This window comes from Vibrio sp. THAF64 (assembly GCF_009363455.1).
GTDB lineage: Bacteria > Pseudomonadota > Gammaproteobacteria > Enterobacterales > Vibrionaceae > Vibrio > Vibrio coralliilyticus.
In genome coordinates, this window is the sequence record NZ_CP045355.1 from 1,321,690 (window position 1) to 1,340,726 (window position 19,037).

Consider the following 19,037-nt stretch of genomic DNA (forward strand, 5'->3'; position numbering starts at 1 on the left):
TAAAACTATGCAGAAACAAACGCAAATCAAGCTCAATGCTTACGTGAAGAAAGTCGCTGAGCAAAATGAAGTGGATGACGCGACCCAGAAGTTTAACGTCACGCCAAACGGCACGCAGAAAATCATTGGCCAGATGCGAGAGAGCAACTGGTTCCTGAAGAAGATCAACATCATTCCGGTGAAGAACCAGAAAGGCGAATCCATCGGTCTGGGTGTAACGGGCATGATTGCCAGTCGCACCGATACTTCCGGTGAAGGTCGCCGTGTACCGAAAGACTACTCAGGCATGGGTGCGATGCCGTACATGTGTGAGCAGACTAACTTTGATACCGCTATTCGTTACGACAAACTTGATGCCTGGGCGCACGACAAGCGCTTCAACTCAATCATCTCAGCTCATACGCGTGAGCAGATTGACGCTAACAAAATCACCATTGGTTGGTACGGTGAGCGCGTAGAGAAGAACACCAATGCGAGTTCGAACCCAAACGGTGAAGACGTCAATAAAGGTTGGTTTCAGGCGATGCGTGACTATAACGCTGAGCGCTACATTACTGAAATCGAGCCGAATTCCGGTGAGATCCGAATCGGTGAAGGAGGTGACTTCATTAATCTCGATTTAGCGGTGCTCAACACCAAGAATCTGCTTCACGATGCGTGTGAAAACGATTCAAACCTGATTGCGATTATCGGCTCTGACTTGCTGGCTTACGACAAAGCGAAGTTCTACGAAGCGCATGGCAATACACCAAGCGAGAAGAGCAAGATTCAGGAAGTGCAGGTCATTGGAACCTACGGCGGTCTGCCTGCGGTGAAGGTTCCGGGTTTCCCATCAACCGGCATTATGGTGACCAGCTACGACAACCTGTCTATCTACATTCAGGAAGGCTCGATTCGTCGCTCAATGGGTAAGAAGAACGACGAGAAAGATCAGATCGAAAACTTCGAGTCGATGAACATGGCTTACGTCATTGAAGAAATCGGCAAAGCAGCCGCGATGGAATTTAAGAACGTCAAACTGAAGATTGGCGAAAACTGGGTATAGCCCTTAAACGACCACCCCCTCAATGCGGGCTCTAACACTTAATCTGTGAAGCCTTGGCAGAAGCAGAGTTCAGTGTTTGTCTGCCCGCATTTCTCTCGAGGAACCATGATGGAATTTGTCGGTGATAAAAGCGAAACCTACGACTCAGAGCTACCAGCTACGGCAAAGTATCCGGCGTTGAAGCTGGCAGAGTTTCAGTCTCTGTTTCATTTCTTGAGCAATGAAACAGAGGCAGGCATTCTGCATCAAGCGAGCGTGTCGCGTATCAAAGTACACAAAGAGTTGGAGTGCGTCATGGCGCCTTACGATGACCTAAACGCACTTTCTAAGGATAAGTTTGAAGATGCAGAAGCAGGCGTAACGCTCTACAAGCAAGCGGTGTTTGCTTTAACCGCCAGTGAGTTGATCGGTATTCAGTTAAGTGGGGATGCGACAGCGGAAGCAGCGCAGCGACAAGAAGCGTTAACAGACAAAAAGCAGCATTGCGAAGTCCAGTATCGCCAGGCTATCGATCTGCTCGTTCATGGTCACGAAACCTACTGCTTTGAGGTGGTGTGATGAAAGCCCTGCATAGCCTGACTGAGCTGTTTAAAAGCCACATTACTGATTCGAAGAGCTTAGATATCTGGGTAGAAGATGGTGCTCTGTTTTGTGGTCAAGGACCACTAGTCGACGGTTATGAGCTGGAATACACCGCCATTGTTTTTGTTCAGAACGCGAGACTAAAACCGCACATTCTGTTTATGCATTTGGTGAATTGGCTCAACAATCATGATCCGGAACGAACAGAGAAAGGCTTACCAGCACCGACGTTTGCGACTCAGATGCTCGATGATGGCAAATGTGACATCAAGATAAAAATCGACCTGAGAGAAAGCTATTCACTGGCAGAAAGTGAGCAAGGAAACTGGAAGCAGCAAGGGATCCTATATGAGTGTATCAGCGAGTTTGAGGCGGCTGCGCAGGCGGATGAACTGAATGAGCTGGTTTACTTCGTTGGCCATACCAAGGACTTGCCATGAAAACGCTGGAAAGCCCAGAGCAGCTAACTCAACTAGTAGATACGTTGGTCATAAAAGCGTCTGAAAAGCATGACTTAAACCGCCGAATGGCAAACCGAGCTCGGCAGTTTTTCAGGCAGCAAGTCAGAGCGCAGCGAGACATTAACAACAACCCATATCAAAGCCGAAGGCCAAAGACTCAGCTTGATGATGGAGCCAACAACAAAGACATGCTGCTGGGTTTTGCTCAGGCATTACGTACACGAGCGAGCGACAAAGGATTTGAGGTTGGTCTAAAGGGCACTGTGGGTGTCATTGGCCGTGAGCACAATGAAGGTGCTCAGCTCTCTTTCACCACAAGGGTAAACGGCTTCTTCGACTCGAAGGTGGGACAGTGGCAGGGGGGAATACTCACTAAACGAAGCTATCACATGCCCAAACGTACGTTTATCGGCTGGACGCCACAGCTCGAAAAAGAGTTGTTGGCGATGGCTGCAGAACACTTTGCACTAGAGGATGCAACCTAATGCGAACATTTAAGGTTAAGCCGAGCAGCAAAGGCTTACTGGTTCGAGACCCTGAAACCAGACAACCGCTGAAAGCTGCGGGAGAAGTGAAACCGCGCAATACCTACTGGCTACGCCGAATCAAGGATAAATCCGTTGTTGAGGTTAAGGCGAAACAACAAAAACAGGAGACTGAAGAATGAGTATCAGCTTCTCAGAAGTGCCGAGCAATGCTCGTGTCCCAGGCATGTATGTCGAGATTGATAACAGTCTGGCTAACAGTGCTGAAGACCAGCAACTTTGTCTAGTGATCGGCAATGCCGTCGATGGTGCCGCGGTAGGGGCGAACACAGTAAAGCTTTGCATGGATGATGCAAAAGCCGCTGAGCACTTTGGCAACTCAGATGTCGTTAAGATGGTGAAGTTCTTCCGAAAGCAGGATGAAACCATGCCCGTGTATGCCGTGAGTGTGGCCAGCAATGACACCATGTCTGCGCTGGCAGCATTGGGCGATAAGCAGTATCACCACATCATTTGTTCATTAAATGACGAGACCACCATTCGTGACTTGGGAGAGTTCTTGGAAAAGCGCTACGACGCGCTCAATCAAATCCCTGGTCTGGCGTATCTACCAAAGAAGGGCACACACTCGGAGCTGGTGACCTTTGGTTCGAAAAGCAATTGTCCTCTGATCAGCTTTATGTCGATTGATAGCTTGGGTGATTCTTCGAATCAGGTGTTGTCGGATGCAGAAGCCGTTGCCGCTTGGGCAGGGCAAATTGCCCCTTCATTGGCCAATGACCCATGCCGACCACTGCAAACCCTCAAACTGAGTGGCGTGTACTCAACGGCGGAAACGGAATTTGACTGGGCAGAGCGTAACTTACTGCTTCATGAAGGAATGGGGACTTACACGGTCACGCCAAGCAAAGAAGTGCAGATTGAGCGCCCTGTTACTGCGTATACCGAGAATGCGTCAGGTATTGCTGACAACAGTTACCTCGACATCATGACACCAGCGACTGCAATGTATTTTCGCCAGAAGCAGCGTTCACGCATCCTGAGCAAATACGCGCGCCACAAAGTCGCAAAGGACGGCACCAAGTTCGCACCCGGTCAGGTCATTGTTACGCCAAGCATGTTCAAAAGTGAACTCCTCTCTTTGTATCGAGAACTGGAATATCAGGGCATCGTGCAAGATTTTGATGGCTACAAAAAGTCTTTGATTGTCGAGCTCGACCAAACCAACAAACAACGCATCAACTATCAGGATTCACCGCAGTTCGTGAATGGACTGATCATCGTTGCAGGTAAGATTCAATTCAGGAAGTAAGCCATGGGAACAACAATTACTAGCCGCGCTGTACTTAATGCCGGTTCATTGGGGCGCTTACCAATCAAAGAAGGCGCGGAAATCAACTTCGGTAACCTCAAGCGTGAACCAGTTATGGGTGACGATGGTGTGCTTGGCCACAGCGAGTCTTATGAAGAGGCGCCATCCATTAAGTGCGTCATCGCCCACGCCAGCAACACCGATGAAGATGCTATTAAAAAGTTCGTCGATGAAAACATCACGCTCGAGACAAACAGTGGCAAAACATACACCTTAACCGATGCGTGGGTGGGCGACCCGCTCACGTTGGCCGTGAAGGAAGGGCAGCTGGAAGTCATGTTCTATGGTTACGAGCTGATCCCACAATAAGGAGCGAGCCATGTATTCAATACTCATGAAGCGTCAGGCGCTCACCAACAAGCCTAAAGTCATGCCGGTAGAACAATCGAATCGACCATCGGCGTTGAGTAAGCCCTGGGAAGAAATCCAATTGATGCTCAAACAAGATTTATCTTACGTTCGAACTTTGGCGGGCTCTAAAGAGAAAGACCCATTCAAAGAGTCTTTGATCGAGAAGTACCGCTCAACCGTCGAAACTCTGCTTGAAACGCATCAGGGCAACTACGCCAATCTTGATGTGCTGTGGTGGTTCTTCATGTGGCATGTCGATTTGGGACTGCTGGAAACCATTCATGATGATTTTCGCAACGCCATCGGTGCAGGGCTGGAAACACCACACAACTGGAAAATGAATGGCCAGACTGCCTATTGCGGCTATGTATTCAATTACTCTCTGGAAGCCCACAAAGCCAACAAAGAGTATGAACGTAGTTACTTGCTCAATGCTGTGCAAGATTTGCAATCTGGTGAGCTGGCAACCAATGCACCACTGAAAGTGAAGATGTATCGCTTGGTCGGTGACTGGCATTACGAAGAAGGCGAACGCGAACTGGCGTACCAACTCTATGAACAGGTGATGAAGCTGGACCCGGACAAAGGCGGCTGCAAAACCAAACTCAAAGAACTGAAGGAGGAACTGGGCTATGGCGACACCGATTAAACACAGTAGCGAAGTGAAAAAGGTCAAGTTGGCAGTACCGCATGAGAAAGACGGCGAGATGATTGAAGAAGTTGAAATCACCAAACCGCACTCGGGCAACCTGCGGGGTTTAAACCTCATCAAAGTGTGTGAGATGGATTTCGAAACAGGGCAGATTCTGGTGCCAAGAATCACCTGCTTGAATGAGCGAGATATGCTCAACTTCGCGCCAGAGAACTGGGCCCCAGTACTGACTGAAATCGCCTCTTTTTTCGTCAACACGAAACAGTAATCGAACACGTTGAAGACTACTACGCAGACATAGCAGTAGTGCTGGGCTGGCAGCCAAGCGAATTGGATAGGCTTAGCTACGAAGACTTATTACTGTTTCGGGAAAAAGCCAGAGTTAGACACGAACAGAAAGAGAGCGAATAAGCTCTCTTTTTTGCATCACCAATAAGGGATATCACCATGAAAATGAATTTGTCAGTTGTGATGGGGATGAAAGACAAGATATCCGCACCGCTCAAGGGTATCTCTAGCGAATCTGATCACTACGCGAAGGTCATCAAGAAGGTGCAAAAGGCGCAGGCAGATGACACCGCTGCACTAGGTATGATCGCTTCATTCAAAAGCTCGCAGAAAGCGATAAGTAAGAACGCCCTCGCGATTGCAGCCACTAACGAAAAGCTCACCCAACTCAAAGCCAAAGCGGCATCGGTGACGCGCCCAAGTGCTGCACTGACAGAGAAGATCAGTAAACAGCAGGATAAGTTAGACAAGCTTAACTCAGAGCAAACGAGCTACAAGAACAATCTAGTTCGGCTAGGTAAACAGCTTAGCCAGACAGGCGTGAAAATGTATGACCTGGAAGGCGAAAGCGATCGGCTAAACCGAAGCTACAAAAAGCACGGCCAAGAGATCGCGCGCCTTAGCAAGAAGTACTCGATCTTACAGGGTGCAATGAAGCCCATTCAAAAGCTTAATGGTGCAATACGCTTACCAAATGTTGCCTCCGCCACGGTAGGCAAGGGCGCCGCTTTGTTGGGTAGCGTGAGCTTGGCTGGATTGGTCTCAGAGGTAAACAGCACTGCAGACGAGATGGACAAACTGGCGAAAGTCGCCGGTAACCTGAACCTGCCAATTGAAGAGCTGCAAGCCATGCAATCCCAAGCTAATCATGCAGGTGTTGAAAGCGATGCGCTGTCAGGCTCTATGCTCAGGTTTACTAAACGCTTAGGCGTATTGCAGGAGACAGGAACAGGCGCATTAGGTTCATTCCTTAAGAAAAGCGGTAACTCACTCCATAAAGACTTACAGGTAGCAGAAGATACGCAGCAAGCCTACGAAATGCTGCTTGATGCGTTCTCAAAGCTAGAGTCACCTCAAGAGCAGATGGCATTTGCCGATGCCGCGTTCGGGCAGGATGGACGCAAAATGTTAATCATGCTCCGCGAAGGTACACAGGGGCTAACCGCTGCGCGTAAAGAACTTAATGCCCTTGGCGGAGGTGCGACAGCTGAAGACGCTTCAAAGGCGGAAGCATACAACGACGCTCTGCAGAAAATTCAGGAAAGTGTTCGTTCAATGAAGTTTGCTGCACTTGCGCCAGTGATGGAGAAAGTCACCAAAGTCTTTACCCGTTTCTCAGACAAGTTTAAAAACGCGCAGTGGCGCACCGAGTTTATTGAAAAGCTCATCCAAACCGTCGACGGCCTGTATCGAGGTTTTGCGTTCTTAGGTAAAGGGCTTATTTGGGTTACTCAAAATGTCAAAGGCATTGTGGCGGCACTCGCCATCTTTAAAGTTGCGATGATAGGCCTTAACGCTGTGATCATGGCTAACCCGATCGGAATGATTGTGGCAGCGGTAGGCGCAGCGATTATCGCCATAACTTACTTAGTCGATAAGTTTGTTGGCTTAGATAAGGTCATCAAGTGGGTAGGGGAAAAGGTGGGCTGGTTATGGGAAAAGTTCAAAGCCCTTATAAACAAACTGCCAGATTCACTGATTCCAGAAGGTTGGAAAATAGAAACTGAACAGGCAGGTAAACAGGTCGATAGCCTCGCCAGCAAGCTCGATGGCATTAAAGACAAAAACGCCAAACTCGGCATTACCACTGAAGAAACAACAGACCGCCGTGAAACAACCAGTTCACAACACCATGCGTATCAGTCAGGAAATCTGACTACGCCAAAGCGATATCAAGCCTACCAACCACTTACTAGCCAGACCTTAAACAGCAAATCTGAGGTGGAACTACGGATTAAGTCAGATAAACCAGTCACAGTAGACAAAGCTAAGAGTGAAAAGGGAACTGAGCTTAACTTGGATGTAGGGAGTCTGGGGTGGAGTTATTAGTTCATATTAGGATTAGTTTTATTGAATAGGGTCTATTCAATTAAAGCAAAAAGCTCAATCGCATTGTAATAAAAGCCAATATAGGAAGGTAATTTTATATCCGCCCTACTAAAGGCATTCGATAATTTATCTACAGTTTGTTTATCTGTTACCATAAAAATATCATTATAATATTGGCTATCTTTGTCTCTCATACCAATTAAAGCGCTTATAGAGTAAAGATCATATTTGTTATCCAATACGGAAATTAGCTCCCATAATGCAGTTAAATCTGATGATAGACTGATTGGTAACGGTTCATGACTTGCTCTATTTAGTTTTGCAACTTCAGTAAGAACGTGGAGGCTGTCTTCACTACTTGATAGCTTAGTGCTGTTTGGCTTTTGACGTTGATCCTGAGCTGATATCTCATGAAATAAATCTTTAACATTAAATTTTTTTTTCTTTCTAGCGTTGTAAAGAAAATTATATTTGGGAATCTCATACTCAACTAAAAGCTGGAACAATAATGAAGAGTCTAGGTTTAGCTTTCCGATTTTTTCGTTTTCCTCAAACGCATGAAATGATAATATTGACATGAATTTTGCCCAGATTTGTTCAACTCTTCGAAGTGAAAGTCCATAAGATTTAGCGATTTCAGCTGCATTACTTATTATTTCGTTCTCAATCGAAACCCTGCTGAAGACTAGGTAACCATGTTCTTTAAGAAGTTCCTTTTCTTGAGGGGTGGTGATGCGATTTAGGTATGTTTTTACGCATGGTTTTGGTAACTCTGCGCTCCTAGTGAAAAACTTAGAAAGGTACTCTTGACTATCAAAAGAGCTGCCGTAAACAGCTTTAACTGAGTTATAAAGCTGAGTCCTATCAGTTGCAACAACAAAAATGAAGTTATCTAAATCGAAAAAATGTTTGATTGTTTCAAGCATCGCTATAGCATAAGTTGGCTTACACCTGTCTAACTCATCAACAAAGACAAACACCTTTTCATTCGCAAACAGAGCTTTAAACGCATTTTTTGTATCTTCAATAGCATCTCTTTGAGCTTTATAAGATTCATTTAGTTTATGCCCTACAACTTTAGGTGGTAGATTTTTGAATTTAAAATTATTAAACGATTCATAAATGGCGGTGTTGTCAAATTTACCACTTAGGTAGACTCCTACACCACTAATACCTGTATTCCATGCTAACATGCTATAATTTCCCAGAGCTTTAAGAACTTCTTGCTCTTTATCATGAGCGGAAAAGCTTGGGCTAATTTGTTTTAATTGTTCGAGAAGTTCACTAACTAAAACCAAAACCGGGTCATCAGAAAAGTCAGAAATCCAAGCATCTATATATATACAATATTTTTTTTCAGTATACCTTAGATGTGTGTAAAGTTGGCGCATTAAGTGAGTTTTACCTGTCCCCCACTCACTTTTGATATTCAATACCATTGATGAATTTTGTGTTTTCAAATAATGAGATAAAAACTTAATATAGTCTTTGTTATTTAAGTAGCAATTATCCAATGAGTATTTTTCTTTCCAGTTGTTTTTAGTTATATCCATTTTATTGGTATCCGAATTATTATGGTTTAATGTTTTTGTTTTCATGTAAATACCGAAGTATATGACAGATGTACTGAACAAAATTATCAAAGAAAATAATAAGATGACTGTTGTAGAATATATACCAAATTCCAATGAGAGTATTCCGGTTACAATATCGTAAGCAAGCCTTAAAGCGATAAGAATGCAAAAAGTCACGGTTAAGGTAGGGGGGCTAATCAAGATATACATATCTACTCCGGTAATGAACGATACATTCTACACTATATGCAACATCAATAAATGATTGAAAACGATAGAGTATGTGAACATATGTTGACACAATTCACGTCATAGCGATAAACTTCAAAGGCACTGGCAAAATCCAGTGTCGGGCGTAGGAACCTGTTTTGTTTATCTCAAGGCGCATAGACGCCAGCTTTTTGCTGGTTTTTTTATGTGCGGCTTCGGCACACCTAAACATGGTGGCTTTGCTTAACGACTAGGCAAAATGCAACTGAATTATGGTGGGTTGGGCAGGGCAGCTTCGGCTGGCCGTGTCCTTGAGAGCGGTATTCCTACCCCTGTTCAGCTCACCACCCGAAGCGTAGGAACTCCGAGTGGTGATTTAGCAGACTAAATCTCAAGGAGGCCATCATGCCTAATACAACTTCCCTTACATTGACTGTACCTGATCTTGTCTTTAACCAAGGTGAGAAAATTCGTACCACATCTCTTAAAGTCGCAGAAGCTTTTAATAAGCAGCATCGAGATGTTATTCGCAAACTCAATAGCCTTGAATGTTCTGATGAGTTTAACGCGCGCAATTTTACGCACGTTGAATATCGAGACAAAAAAGGTGAGCTTCGAAAAGCTTTTGAGATGACAAAAGATGGTTTTATGTTCTTGGTCATGGGCTTTACCGGAAAGAAAGCAGCGCAGATAAAGGAAGCTTATATAAACGCATTCAACCAGATGGCCAATCAACTCCGCAGCGCCATGCCGACACTTCCTCCCGCTCAATACCAACTCCCCGAAACCTGTTTACCTAACTTCTATGACTCTGGCTGGCTACCCGCACTCTACAAGCGTTGCCCAGCAGAAAGCCACTGGACATATCACATTAAGTTTCAGATAAGACCAAAAGGCGGGAAGTTCTGCGCGAAGTTTGAATTAGGAATAGGGGGCAAAGGTGAAGACAAGCCGTGGTTTGAATCCAGCGGATCAGAGTTCATCGACAGCGGTTTCTACCTAGAGTATCGAGATCTAAATGAGCTGTGGGAGAACGTTCGTAAAGTGTTGGCCAAGTATCAGGCTAACAGCCCGTTCTAACTTAGAAAAAGAGCCTCGAAAGAGGCTCAAATTAAAGACTATTCGACGACAAGTGAGTATATCTTTAACCAATCGCCTTCACACCCATTGGTAACGATCGTTATATCTTGGTTAGAAGATTTAGCCGCAACTAACAGCTCTTTGATTGTCGGATCAGGAGAGTGCAGACCAGCCCAGCCAGAGTGGTTAGAACATGTATTTAGCTCATCTGCTTTCGGAAACCCGCGATTTAGCTGAATCGCAATGTGTCCCTGATTGTTTGTATAAAGTTTGGAAATTTCGCCGTAGTCAGTTGCTGTTGCAAACGCGAATGAACTTACAGAAGCCAGAAGAGTTGCTAGCAGAATCTTTTTCATTATCAATCCTTTATAGAAGTTATGAGATTAGCACTTGAGTGCTGAGCTATTCATACATAGAATTATTAATATTATCAATGCAATCATTGCTTTATATATTATTTTGTGATTTAAAGCGCGTAATTAGAAAGCTAAAACTAGGTTGTGTGCTTGCGAAGTGAGCATTTGTATTGAAGTAGGAGAGCAGCAGGATTGCGCTGATGAGACATGAAGCGAGTAGTCTGTCCTAAAGAAAACGCCGAGCTTAGGCTCGGCGATGTTTCTGCGCTTAAGGCGTATCTATAAAAACATGGCGAATATCTTCAGATTCATTATTTAAAGAACAAGAACCTGTACCACCAATAACGACTGTGCTTTTAGAAACCTGAGCTGAAATAAGAATTGAGAGCAGGTTTTTACCTTCGAGTGTCGAACCATCGAAGACGTAAGTCCATTCATTGTTGGCGCATGTGCTCCCTTGTATAGAACTGTTTAATCTAACCTGACAGAGTGAACTAATGTTTTTCGAGTGGCAGACTACATTTCTTACAGTGCCGACGTACTGCGATGCCAATACTACATTTGAATTTACAATAAGTAGTAACACACATATTGCTTTTAGTTTAGATATCATTTTTGTTAAACCTTGTTTGCTATTTTTAGTTCTTGTTCTTGGCGTTTAGTGATAAGTTGGTCAGTTGATGGTTATGTAAGTAAGTACACAATCATTACCGCTTCCCTTTACACCTACTCGTGCTGTGGTTTTTGATTTGTATGCTTCCATAGCGGCTGAAAACTTTAGTCCTGCAGCAATCGCGTTTGAATAACCATCTAGGTTTAGCCAACCGTTTGTACAAGACCACTGAGAACTTGAAGGGTTAGGCTGGCTTGCGCCAAGTGTCTGAATTTTTACCGTTTCGTCATTTACATGGACTTTTGAAATTGTGACAGTCCAATGAGTAACATCCTCAGATGCAATAGATGGGATAGTGAACAGAGTTGTGGCCAATAGAGCTAAAAGTTTTTTCATTGATCTCTTTCTCAATTTAATCATTGTCGGTATTTTTGGATTCGTCTTTATTAGTTACTGCAATATTGATTACTTGAGAACTAGCGATTAAGTCATGTATACAACGTTTATCCTTTCGGAAAATGAACAACATAAGGCTGTCACAAAAGCCAGCCCAAAACCTAGACCACCTACTAGCTAAAACAACTTCAGAATTCAATTCTTTTTTCCTTATAGTTTTTAGGTCGAGTTGCAGTGCTTTTACAAGCACAGAATCAGGAAGCGTCATTCTATAGTATTGATATGTTGAATGTTAAATGCTTGTCTTATTTGCTTTGTTAGGTGTGGACTTACGTCACAAGTGAAGTTCAATGTCTAAAGGCTTTCCTAAAAAGATGGCGACATAGCGGTTTCTACCTAGAGTATTGAGACCTACGTGAACTATAGGTATAGGAGAACGTTCGTAAAGTGTTGGCCAAGTATCAGGCGAGTAGCCTGTTCTAACTTAGAAAAAGAGCTTCAGCCCAACGAAAGTTAGCTAGCCTCCCCAATAGAATTTAAGCCTAGCGACATTTATGTTAATTAAATGTTTCCATTGTGTGAAATGCATCTTCAAAAAAGACGGTCTACAAAAGAACGTACCGAAATGTATGGAGATTGGATATGCAATGGAACAAATTTACCTCAAAAACGGTTTTGATATTTCTATTTGGTCTTAGTCTTGTTGCCTGTGGAGATGAATCTAACTCAAATTCTAATACATCAGCATCATATGTATTAACGTTCACGAGCAATTGGAGCTCTGTAACCTTCCCAACAAATTATCCGAGCAATGCCCATTTTTCTCCCTTGATTGGCATGACGCATAACTCTGCTGCAAGTTTGTTTAAAAGTGGGACTCTAGCTACCACTGGTCTAGAAGAAGTGGCTGAAACAGGAGGAACTAACTCAATTAAGTCAGAAATAGGAGACATTCAAAATTCAGGCAATAGTCAGTCGCTTATTGAAGGCAATGGATTGGCTACTGGGCAGACACAGGTGCAAGTGCAGTTTAGCGTGGACACGGATTTTCCACTAGTTAGTGTTATTACAATGGTGGCTCCGAGTCCAGATTGGTTTGTGGGTGTAGATAGCTTGAATTTGTACCAAAATGGAGCGTGGGTGGACGATTTGACAGTTGAACTAAAAGTATATGATTCTGGTACTGATGATGGTGCGACTTTTACGTCAGCGAATGTTGATAGTTCTCCAAAGTCCAACGTTAGTCTTCTAACATCTAATGCTGCCGATACTGATTTCCTAAATGGTGTTCATAGGAGTACTAGTGCACACATAGGAACGTTTACTTTTAAACGTCAGTAACCTTGAATTTAAAGTCGAAAAGTGGCGACAAAAATGGCGGCACTCATTGAAAAACTACGTTAAATAGGGTTCTAAATCGCCATTTTTAACTGTTTTTATATACATGTGATATATAGTAAGTTTTTGATATATAATGGTTTTTTGTGTTTTTCTTTGAAGTTCTACGGCAGGACGTCTTAGCAACTTTCCTACGATTCGCAGAAGTATGCGTTACAAGTCGTAATTTAAAGAAGTTATCTTCTAAGAAAACTGACGCGATGACATAAGACAATAAAACTAAACTAAAATCATGTTGTTCTATGAAGCATGATGAACATAGTTAGAAATCCGTCGCCACTTTGTCGCCATTTTTAATTTTTGTGTTTTGGGTTTCTATCTAAGTTTCTGAAAATTAATAATTAATTTTAAGAAAGGAGTCTTAGGTATGTTCCAGTTCATGACCTCCACCCGTATTGTCTTTGGTGAAGGTGCCTTACAGTCATCTCTTTCTATTCTTAATCAATATGGTTACAGCGTGTTGCTTGTCTCAGGCCAAAGTCTAGATAGAGTCGAGATGGTTGTCGACTACATCAAGTCGCAGGGGATGCGCTATCAGCACGTTTCCGTTTCTGGTGAACCTAACATCGTAATGATTGAAGAAACTGCTTTAGTGGGGCGGAAATTCAAACCAGATATGGTTGTTGCCATGGGAGGCGGAAGTGTTTTAGACATGGGGAAAGCCTTAGCGGCGATCATTCCCAACCAAGGCGACGTTTATGACTATGTGGAAGTCGTCGGGCGTAATGTGCCGTTAAAGGCTAAACCTATCCCTTTTATCGCTATCCCAACGACAGCAAGTACGGGCTCTGAGGTAACCCGTAATGCAGTGCTACGTTCAGGACAGGACAAAGTCAAAGTGAGTTTACGTAGTCCGGAGATGCTGGCGGATGTGGCCATCGTTGACCCGACATTGACCTATGGGACCGATTCTTACAAATCGGGCCGTGGAGCAATGGAGACTTTTACTCGCTTAATGGAAGCCTATGTTTGTGGTGACCCAAACCCACTAACCGATATGATATGTGAAGAAGGACTTCGCAGGCTGAGTACTTCGATTCTGTCCGGGTGCCTTGAAGACAAACCGCAAGCTCGCTCTGACCTCTCTTTTGTTGCTATGCTGGGGGGAATGGCTAGCACTAATGCCAAACTTGGCGCAGCGCATGGGCTGGCTTCCGCCTTGGGTGGCAAGCTCGAAGCACCTCATAGCGTGATTGCGGCGAGGCTTGCACCCCATGTGATGACGGAAAACATAAAAGCAGCACAGGATGCAGAAAGGCACGACGTTTTAGCTCGTTACAAGAAGATGGCGATTTTGCTGACGGGTAGAGTGAATGCTAAACGGGAAGATGGGGTACTATGGGCCAACATGATGCTTGATAAACTTTCCTTACCCACGTTGAGTCAGTTTGGCGTGTGTAGTACGTCTTTTGATGCTGTTGCGGAAGATGCACTTAAGTCTGTGGCGATCAAAGGAAATCCATTGCCACTTACTAAGCAGAGATTAACTTATATTCTTCAACAGGTATGCAATTGTAATGATGATTGTCTTTTAGCAGAGTCGAGTGAGCAGTCAAGCGCTCAGATTGTGAAGAGTGGCTTGGCTGACGTAGAAGTTCGATTACAGAACTCTTAAACATTGAAACAAAAAGGAGCGCTAATGCGCTCCTTTTTAAAATTGGGACAGCTTATCGTACCGAGAGTCTTTCAACGCATCTTTGACGCGTTTGAGGTTTTCTCTAAAGCCAGAGCCTCGGCGAAGGGTAAAGCCGGTTGCCAACACGTCAATCACAGTCATTTGTACAACACGACTCGCCATCGGCATGTAAACGTCTGTGTCTTCAGGTACGTCAAGTGAAATCGACAATGAGCTCGCTTTGTCCAAAGGTGAATCTTTTGCTGTGATCGCAATGACCGTTGCACCATTTTCGCGTGCTAAGTTGGCAATTTCGACCTGGCTTTTAGTTCGGCCAGTGTGAGAAATCAGTACAATCACGTCATTATCTGTACAGTTAATACAGCTCATGCGTTGCATGACAATATCTTCAAAACAGGTAATCGGGATATTAAAACGAATAAACTTGTTTTGCGCATCACGAGCAACGGCAGAAGAAGCACCAAGGCCAAAAAACGAAATGCGTTTTGCTTGAGTTAGCAGGTCAACGGCACGGTTGATTTGCATTGAATCGAGGCTATTCTTGGCTACATCGAGACAAGCCATGGTTGATTCGAAAATCTTATGTGTGTAGGCGTCTGGGCCATCATCTTCCTCAACGTTGCGGTTCACATAAGGTGTACCATTTGCGAGGCTCTGTGCCAGATGAAGTTTAAAGTCGGGGAAACCTTTGGTATCCAAACGGCGGCAAAAACGGTTAACAGTTGGCTCACTCACATCAGCCATTTTAGCCAGTGTAGCGATACTAGAGTGAATCGCAGTCTGAGGAGATGCCATGATGACTTCGGCAACCTTACGTTCAGACTTGCTGAAATTCTCTAGGTTTTTCTGAATTTTTTCTAATGTATTCATAGTGTTCACGAGGGTATAGAGAACAACTCACTGGATATGCCTGTTGGTAAAAGAGGTCACAAGTCGTCACCTAAAGGCAATAACTATCCAGCGCCATGCGTCCAGTATAAACCTAAGCAAAAGGTTTACAGTAATTTTTATACGGTTCAATTAGTGAGAATATGACAAGCCTCAAACTAAATTTTGCCAAAACTACATAAATGCGTGTTATATGCAAAGGTTTTCGCGGTTTGAGGCTGTCGATGTTCGGCAAGTTACAGCTTTTTCGAAAGAAATTTTCAGTTTTCTTTGATTTTTTGAGCGGCGGATTGGATCCTCGCCATCAATTTTGGTGCTTGTTTTGCAATCTCTCGCTGCTCTTCGAGAACCATGCTCAGGATGTCTCGTCCAGTAAGAGGATTAGCTAGTACAACTCGGAATACAATGGTATTCATTCTGTCCCATTGCTCGGGGTTGAGGCGAGTTCGAGAAACAAAAGACTTACCTGTTTCGCGTTGTCGTTTCTGAATGAACTTTGTCAGCTCATTGAGCAACTCATTTATTTCCGACTTCTGCTTAGGACCGGCTTTTTCAAGAGCACTGCGGATCTCAGCTGGAATGTATCGATAGGTCAGTAGACACAGTTCCGGCTCTGAGACGAGTTCGAAATCGATCTGCTGTTTGATCAACTCGGCGAAGTACTTGGCTTTTTCAATACTTTGATCGATCAGTAGCTCGTAACCAGGGCGACTGATGATATGCATCGCGGCATAAACCAGCATGGCCATACCAGAACGAGAGCCTTCTAGCGTGTGACTGCCTAGGTCTTTCGAGCCTTTACGCAAGATATATTGTGCGTGGTGCTCGATAGATTTCATGGCTTCTGGATCTTTAAACAGCACCATGCCCGCACCCATAGGAATGTAGAGCTGTTTGTGAGCATCAATGGTTATCGAGTCTGCTAACTCTACGCCGTCCAAGAGGTGACGATAGTTGTTAGACATCAGGGTCGCACCGCCCCATGCTGCATCAATATGGAAATGGCAACTTTCACGCTGACAAATAGCCGCGATATCGGCGATTGGGTCAATCGAGCCAGTCTCTGTTGTACCGGCAACACCAATCACTGCAAAGGGCTTAATGTTTTGCTGTTTTAGCTGAGTTATTTTTTCCTGCAGCGCTTGAGGACAAATACGGTTATTAGTATCTGTTTTAATGGCAACCAAACCTTCTTGTCCAATACCAAGAACGTCTGCCGCTTTTTTCAATGAATAGTGCCCGCGCTCAGAAACTAATACAGCAAGACCTTCATAGCCATAATGTTTCATGGCTTTGAATAGCCCTTCTTTTTCTACACCTTTGAAATCACCTGTAGCTTTTAAGGCGTTGTTTCTCGCAACCCAAAGTGCCGTAATGTTGGCGATAGTTCCACCAGAACAAAAAGCACCCAGAGAATGATTAGCACTGTGCATCCATTTAGCGTAAAACTCATCGTTCTGGTTGTATACCAGTCGGTGAAGCATACCAAGTACTTGGCGCTCTAAAGGTGTAAAAGCTTTGGATGTTTCGATTTTGACCAAGTTTTGATTGAGCGCGATCATGATCTTAGACAGTGGCATCAAAAAGTAGGGCAGTGCCGAAGTCATGTGGCCGATAAAGCTCGGTGCAGAAGTATGAACTGAATGTGATACTAAGGTATCAAGCAAATGTTGAGTATGCTCGGAAACGAATTCGGGTTGCTCTGGAAGTGACGCATTGGAGAAGTCTTTTTCGATTTCTCTAAGTGGCTTTTCTTCCGCGACGATATGTTCGCGCAAAAACTGGTTCAGGTTTTGCGATAACTTTTCTTCGATTTTTGTCAGTGTTGAGTCTGGCCCTTCAGGGACGGTAAAGATTCGGAGTAAACTCTCGAAACTCGCGTCAGCCGTTTTATGTTCCGATACCATACAGCTACATTGCTCTTATCTTTTTTGTTGCAGCGGGACAATCTAAACGAAAACGGGCGCAAAGTCCCGTCTTAATTGTTTGATCTTAGATACTGTGATTTGAACGTTGCCGCTGAAGAAAAGGTCCAGCGGCAATATCCATTATGTATCACATGAAATGGTTTCTAGGTCTTTAATCGCTTCATTGTAGCGCTTTAACGCATCATCAATTTTTGTTGGATGGCTCAACAAATCTGCGAAAGCCGAGCGAAGATCGTAGTTCTTCTCATGCGGCTTTGATTGACGATCACTGAAGGTGACCTGCGCCAGTCGACCGAGTTCATCGCTACGCGAGGACAAGGTTTTAATGTCCTTCTGCTCCAGCTGAAGCCAAGCTTCAACGGGCTGACTGGTAGCAATCTTAGATGGGTCGTTTTCAAGGTAGTAGTGAACAGCAGCGCGGTTCAACTCAAAATGGTTTTTTCGACCTTCCAGAAACCACTCACTGACTTCTTTTAAGTCAGGGTATTGTTCAGAAGTTAGCTTTGCGAGATCTTCGTACCAGTGTAGAGAAGCATCAACATAGGCGTCGTATTTCTTGGACAAACATGCATTGTCAGCTGCGGCAACCATAGTAGAGGTCGCGCCCAGCAGCAAAGCAATAAGTAGACGTGTCATAATGATTCCTTTTGAAGAATAGTTATTATAAACCCACTAAATTAGCAAGCGCTAAATTATAACGTGTGGTTGAGCCCTAATATAGTGAATCTGAACATAAAATCATGCGATCTAGCCTGCAAGAGAGACAAAGAAAAGCATCAATACGGGCACTAATAGGCTTAATATAAATCCACTCACTATCGCAATTGGTACACAACGTACCCCACCAGTGGTCTGTATAACGGGTAACGTAAAGTCCATCGCCGTTGCACCAGCATAGCCAATCGCTGTACAGGGCTTAGTGCGTATAGCGAGGGGAATCAATACTAAGGCAACCAGTTCTCGGAGGAGTTCAATCATAAATGAGGCTCCACCGTAGACAGGGCCAAAAGCATCACCCATCAGAATGCCAGCTAAAGAATACCAGCCAAATCCAGATGCCATTGCCAAGCCACGGTAAAGATCGATGTCTAAAATCATGGCTGCAATCGCACCGCCTATCATCGACGTGGCAATGATCACTAGGGCGATGATCATGCCATGCTTGTTTAGCAGTATTTGGCGAAGAGTCAGGCCACTGTTGCGCAACTGAATGCCAATGAAAAAGAGTAGGACAAACAAAATCCATTCGCTGGCAGTATCGACCCAACTCAAATCGATAGGAAGCATTAAGCCTGCGACTAACCCACCACCAACAACAACGATCAGCTTGGCCGATTCCATAGCCATACCGGACAAAGGGAGTTTGGTTTGCTTGGCATCTGTTTCAATTGGGAGAAGTTTGTCGATAAAGGGGAGTGCAGCTAAGTTACTCAAACTCAGGCAAACGAAGAAGACTGCTACATATTGAAGGATCAGTTGTAGATTTTGACCCAAATTATCGAGCGCCGCGAGGCTCAGCCCCATTAATGCCAAAATGACATAGATGAGGTTGGAGGTCGTGGCGTTGATTTTATCGAGAATTGATGGTTTGGAAATCGATATCAGATACCCCACAACGAGTGGGGCAAAGATGAATATCATCCCTGAAAACATGTGGCTTCCTGTGTACTGGT

At 44.3% G+C, this 19,037-nt stretch carries 21 protein-coding genes; 14 read left to right on the forward strand and 7 right to left on the reverse strand.

Features of this window, described 5'->3' with window-relative positions:
* Positions 1 to 7 precede the first annotated feature (7 nt).
* The 11 genes from FIU99_RS05985 (at position 8) to FIU99_RS06035 (ending at position 7,285) form a co-directional block, all read left to right on the forward strand.
* Positions 8 to 1,045 carry a phage major capsid protein, P2 family gene (locus tag FIU99_RS05985; RefSeq protein ID WP_043010143.1) on the forward strand — a complete coding sequence of 346 codons (1,038 nt, stop codon included), beginning with the start codon at positions 8 to 10 and terminating at the stop codon, positions 1,043 to 1,045.
* Between the two features lie 108 nt (positions 1,046 to 1,153).
* Positions 1,154 to 1,603 (forward strand): head completion/stabilization protein, encoded by a 450-nt coding sequence (locus tag FIU99_RS05990; RefSeq protein WP_152472116.1) that lies wholly within the window; start codon positions 1,154 to 1,156, stop codon positions 1,601 to 1,603.
* Positions 1,603 to 2,067 carry a phage tail protein gene (locus FIU99_RS05995; protein WP_152472117.1) on the forward strand — a complete coding sequence of 155 codons (465 nt, stop codon included), beginning with the start codon at positions 1,603 to 1,605 and terminating at the stop codon, positions 2,065 to 2,067. Before FIU99_RS05990 ends, FIU99_RS05995 begins: the two co-directional genes overlap by 1 nt.
* Positions 2,064 to 2,573 carry a phage virion morphogenesis protein gene (locus FIU99_RS06000; RefSeq protein WP_152472118.1) on the forward strand — a complete coding sequence of 170 codons (510 nt, stop codon included), beginning with the start codon at positions 2,064 to 2,066 and terminating at the stop codon, positions 2,571 to 2,573. The genes FIU99_RS05995 and FIU99_RS06000 overlap by 4 nt, the downstream gene beginning before the upstream one ends.
* Positions 2,573 to 2,755, forward strand: a complete 183-nt coding sequence (locus tag FIU99_RS06005) for a DUF2635 domain-containing protein (RefSeq protein ID WP_152472119.1) — start codon at positions 2,573 to 2,575, stop codon at positions 2,753 to 2,755. The genes FIU99_RS06000 and FIU99_RS06005 overlap by 1 nt, the downstream gene beginning before the upstream one ends.
* Entirely contained in the window at positions 2,752 to 3,885 is a 1,134-nt protein-coding gene (locus FIU99_RS06010; protein ID WP_152472120.1) for a phage tail sheath subtilisin-like domain-containing protein, read from the forward strand. Before FIU99_RS06005 ends, FIU99_RS06010 begins: the two co-directional genes overlap by 4 nt.
* Positions 3,886 to 3,888: 3 nt before the next feature.
* Positions 3,889 to 4,254: a phage tail tube protein gene (locus FIU99_RS06015; protein ID WP_019274354.1), complete on the forward strand. Its 366-nt coding sequence runs from the start codon at positions 3,889 to 3,891 to the stop codon at positions 4,252 to 4,254.
* Between the two features lie 10 nt (positions 4,255 to 4,264).
* Positions 4,265 to 4,945 (forward strand): phage terminase small subunit, encoded by a 681-nt coding sequence (gpM, locus tag FIU99_RS06020; RefSeq protein ID WP_152472121.1) that lies wholly within the window; start codon positions 4,265 to 4,267, stop codon positions 4,943 to 4,945.
* The gene (locus FIU99_RS06025; protein ID WP_152472122.1) at positions 4,929 to 5,216 is read left to right on the forward strand and encodes a phage tail assembly protein; all 288 of its coding nucleotides are present in this window, start codon (positions 4,929 to 4,931) and stop codon (positions 5,214 to 5,216) included. The genes gpM and FIU99_RS06025 overlap by 17 nt, the downstream gene beginning before the upstream one ends.
* Positions 5,217 to 5,254: 38 nt before the next feature.
* A complete protein-coding gene (locus tag FIU99_RS06030; RefSeq protein WP_100207327.1) occupies positions 5,255 to 5,359 on the forward strand; it encodes a GpE family phage tail protein in 105 nt (34 codons plus the stop codon).
* A 36-nt stretch (positions 5,360 to 5,395) separates the two neighbouring features.
* Positions 5,396 to 7,285 (forward strand): hypothetical protein, encoded by a 1,890-nt coding sequence (locus tag FIU99_RS06035; RefSeq protein ID WP_152472123.1) that lies wholly within the window; start codon positions 5,396 to 5,398, stop codon positions 7,283 to 7,285.
* Between the two features lie 32 nt (positions 7,286 to 7,317).
* On the opposite strand, the gene FIU99_RS06040 is transcribed toward FIU99_RS06035, so the two are convergent.
* Complete coding sequence (locus FIU99_RS06040) at positions 7,318 to 8,883, reverse strand: P-loop NTPase fold protein (protein WP_172974058.1); 1,566 nt, start codon at positions 8,881 to 8,883, stop codon at positions 7,318 to 7,320.
* Between the two features lie 591 nt (positions 8,884 to 9,474).
* Between FIU99_RS06040 and FIU99_RS06045 the strand changes: the two genes are divergently transcribed.
* Positions 9,475 to 10,149, forward strand: coding sequence for a Rha family transcriptional regulator (locus tag FIU99_RS06045; RefSeq protein ID WP_152472125.1), 675 nt, complete (start codon positions 9,475 to 9,477; stop codon positions 10,147 to 10,149).
* Between the two features lie 38 nt (positions 10,150 to 10,187).
* On the opposite strand, the gene FIU99_RS06050 is transcribed toward FIU99_RS06045, so the two are convergent.
* The gene (locus tag FIU99_RS06050; protein ID WP_152472126.1) at positions 10,188 to 10,505 is read right to left on the reverse strand and encodes a hypothetical protein; all 318 of its coding nucleotides are present in this window, start codon (positions 10,503 to 10,505) and stop codon (positions 10,188 to 10,190) included.
* 673 nt (positions 10,506 to 11,178) lie between these two features.
* On the reverse strand, positions 11,179 to 11,514 hold the full coding sequence (locus FIU99_RS06055; protein WP_045985114.1) for a hypothetical protein: 336 nt from the start codon (positions 11,512 to 11,514) through the stop codon (positions 11,179 to 11,181).
* 642 nt (positions 11,515 to 12,156) lie between these two features.
* Here FIU99_RS06055 and FIU99_RS06065 point away from each other — a divergent pair.
* Positions 12,157 to 12,855: a spondin domain-containing protein gene (locus tag FIU99_RS06065; protein ID WP_152472128.1), complete on the forward strand. Its 699-nt coding sequence runs from the start codon at positions 12,157 to 12,159 to the stop codon at positions 12,853 to 12,855.
* A gap of 424 nt (positions 12,856 to 13,279) precedes the next feature.
* Positions 13,280 to 14,527: an iron-containing alcohol dehydrogenase gene (locus tag FIU99_RS06070; protein ID WP_006959038.1), complete on the forward strand. Its 1,248-nt coding sequence runs from the start codon at positions 13,280 to 13,282 to the stop codon at positions 14,525 to 14,527.
* 36 nt (positions 14,528 to 14,563) lie between these two features.
* On the opposite strand, the gene FIU99_RS06075 is transcribed toward FIU99_RS06070, so the two are convergent.
* From FIU99_RS06075 to FIU99_RS06090, 4 genes are all read right to left on the reverse strand, one after another.
* Entirely contained in the window at positions 14,564 to 15,418 is an 855-nt protein-coding gene (locus tag FIU99_RS06075) for a MurR/RpiR family transcriptional regulator (RefSeq protein WP_019276064.1), read from the reverse strand.
* 278 nt (positions 15,419 to 15,696) lie between these two features.
* On the reverse strand, positions 15,697 to 17,343 hold the full coding sequence (gene panP, locus FIU99_RS06080) for a pyridoxal-dependent aspartate 1-decarboxylase PanP (RefSeq protein ID WP_006959036.1): 1,647 nt from the start codon (positions 17,341 to 17,343) through the stop codon (positions 15,697 to 15,699).
* Positions 17,344 to 17,484: 141 nt separating this feature from the next.
* A complete protein-coding gene (locus tag FIU99_RS06085) occupies positions 17,485 to 18,000 on the reverse strand; it encodes a hypothetical protein (RefSeq protein ID WP_006959035.1) in 516 nt (171 codons plus the stop codon).
* Between the two features lie 111 nt (positions 18,001 to 18,111).
* Positions 18,112 to 19,017, reverse strand: a complete 906-nt coding sequence (locus FIU99_RS06090) for a lysine exporter LysO family protein (protein WP_006959034.1) — start codon at positions 19,015 to 19,017, stop codon at positions 18,112 to 18,114.
* Positions 19,018 to 19,037: the final 20 nt, after the last annotated feature.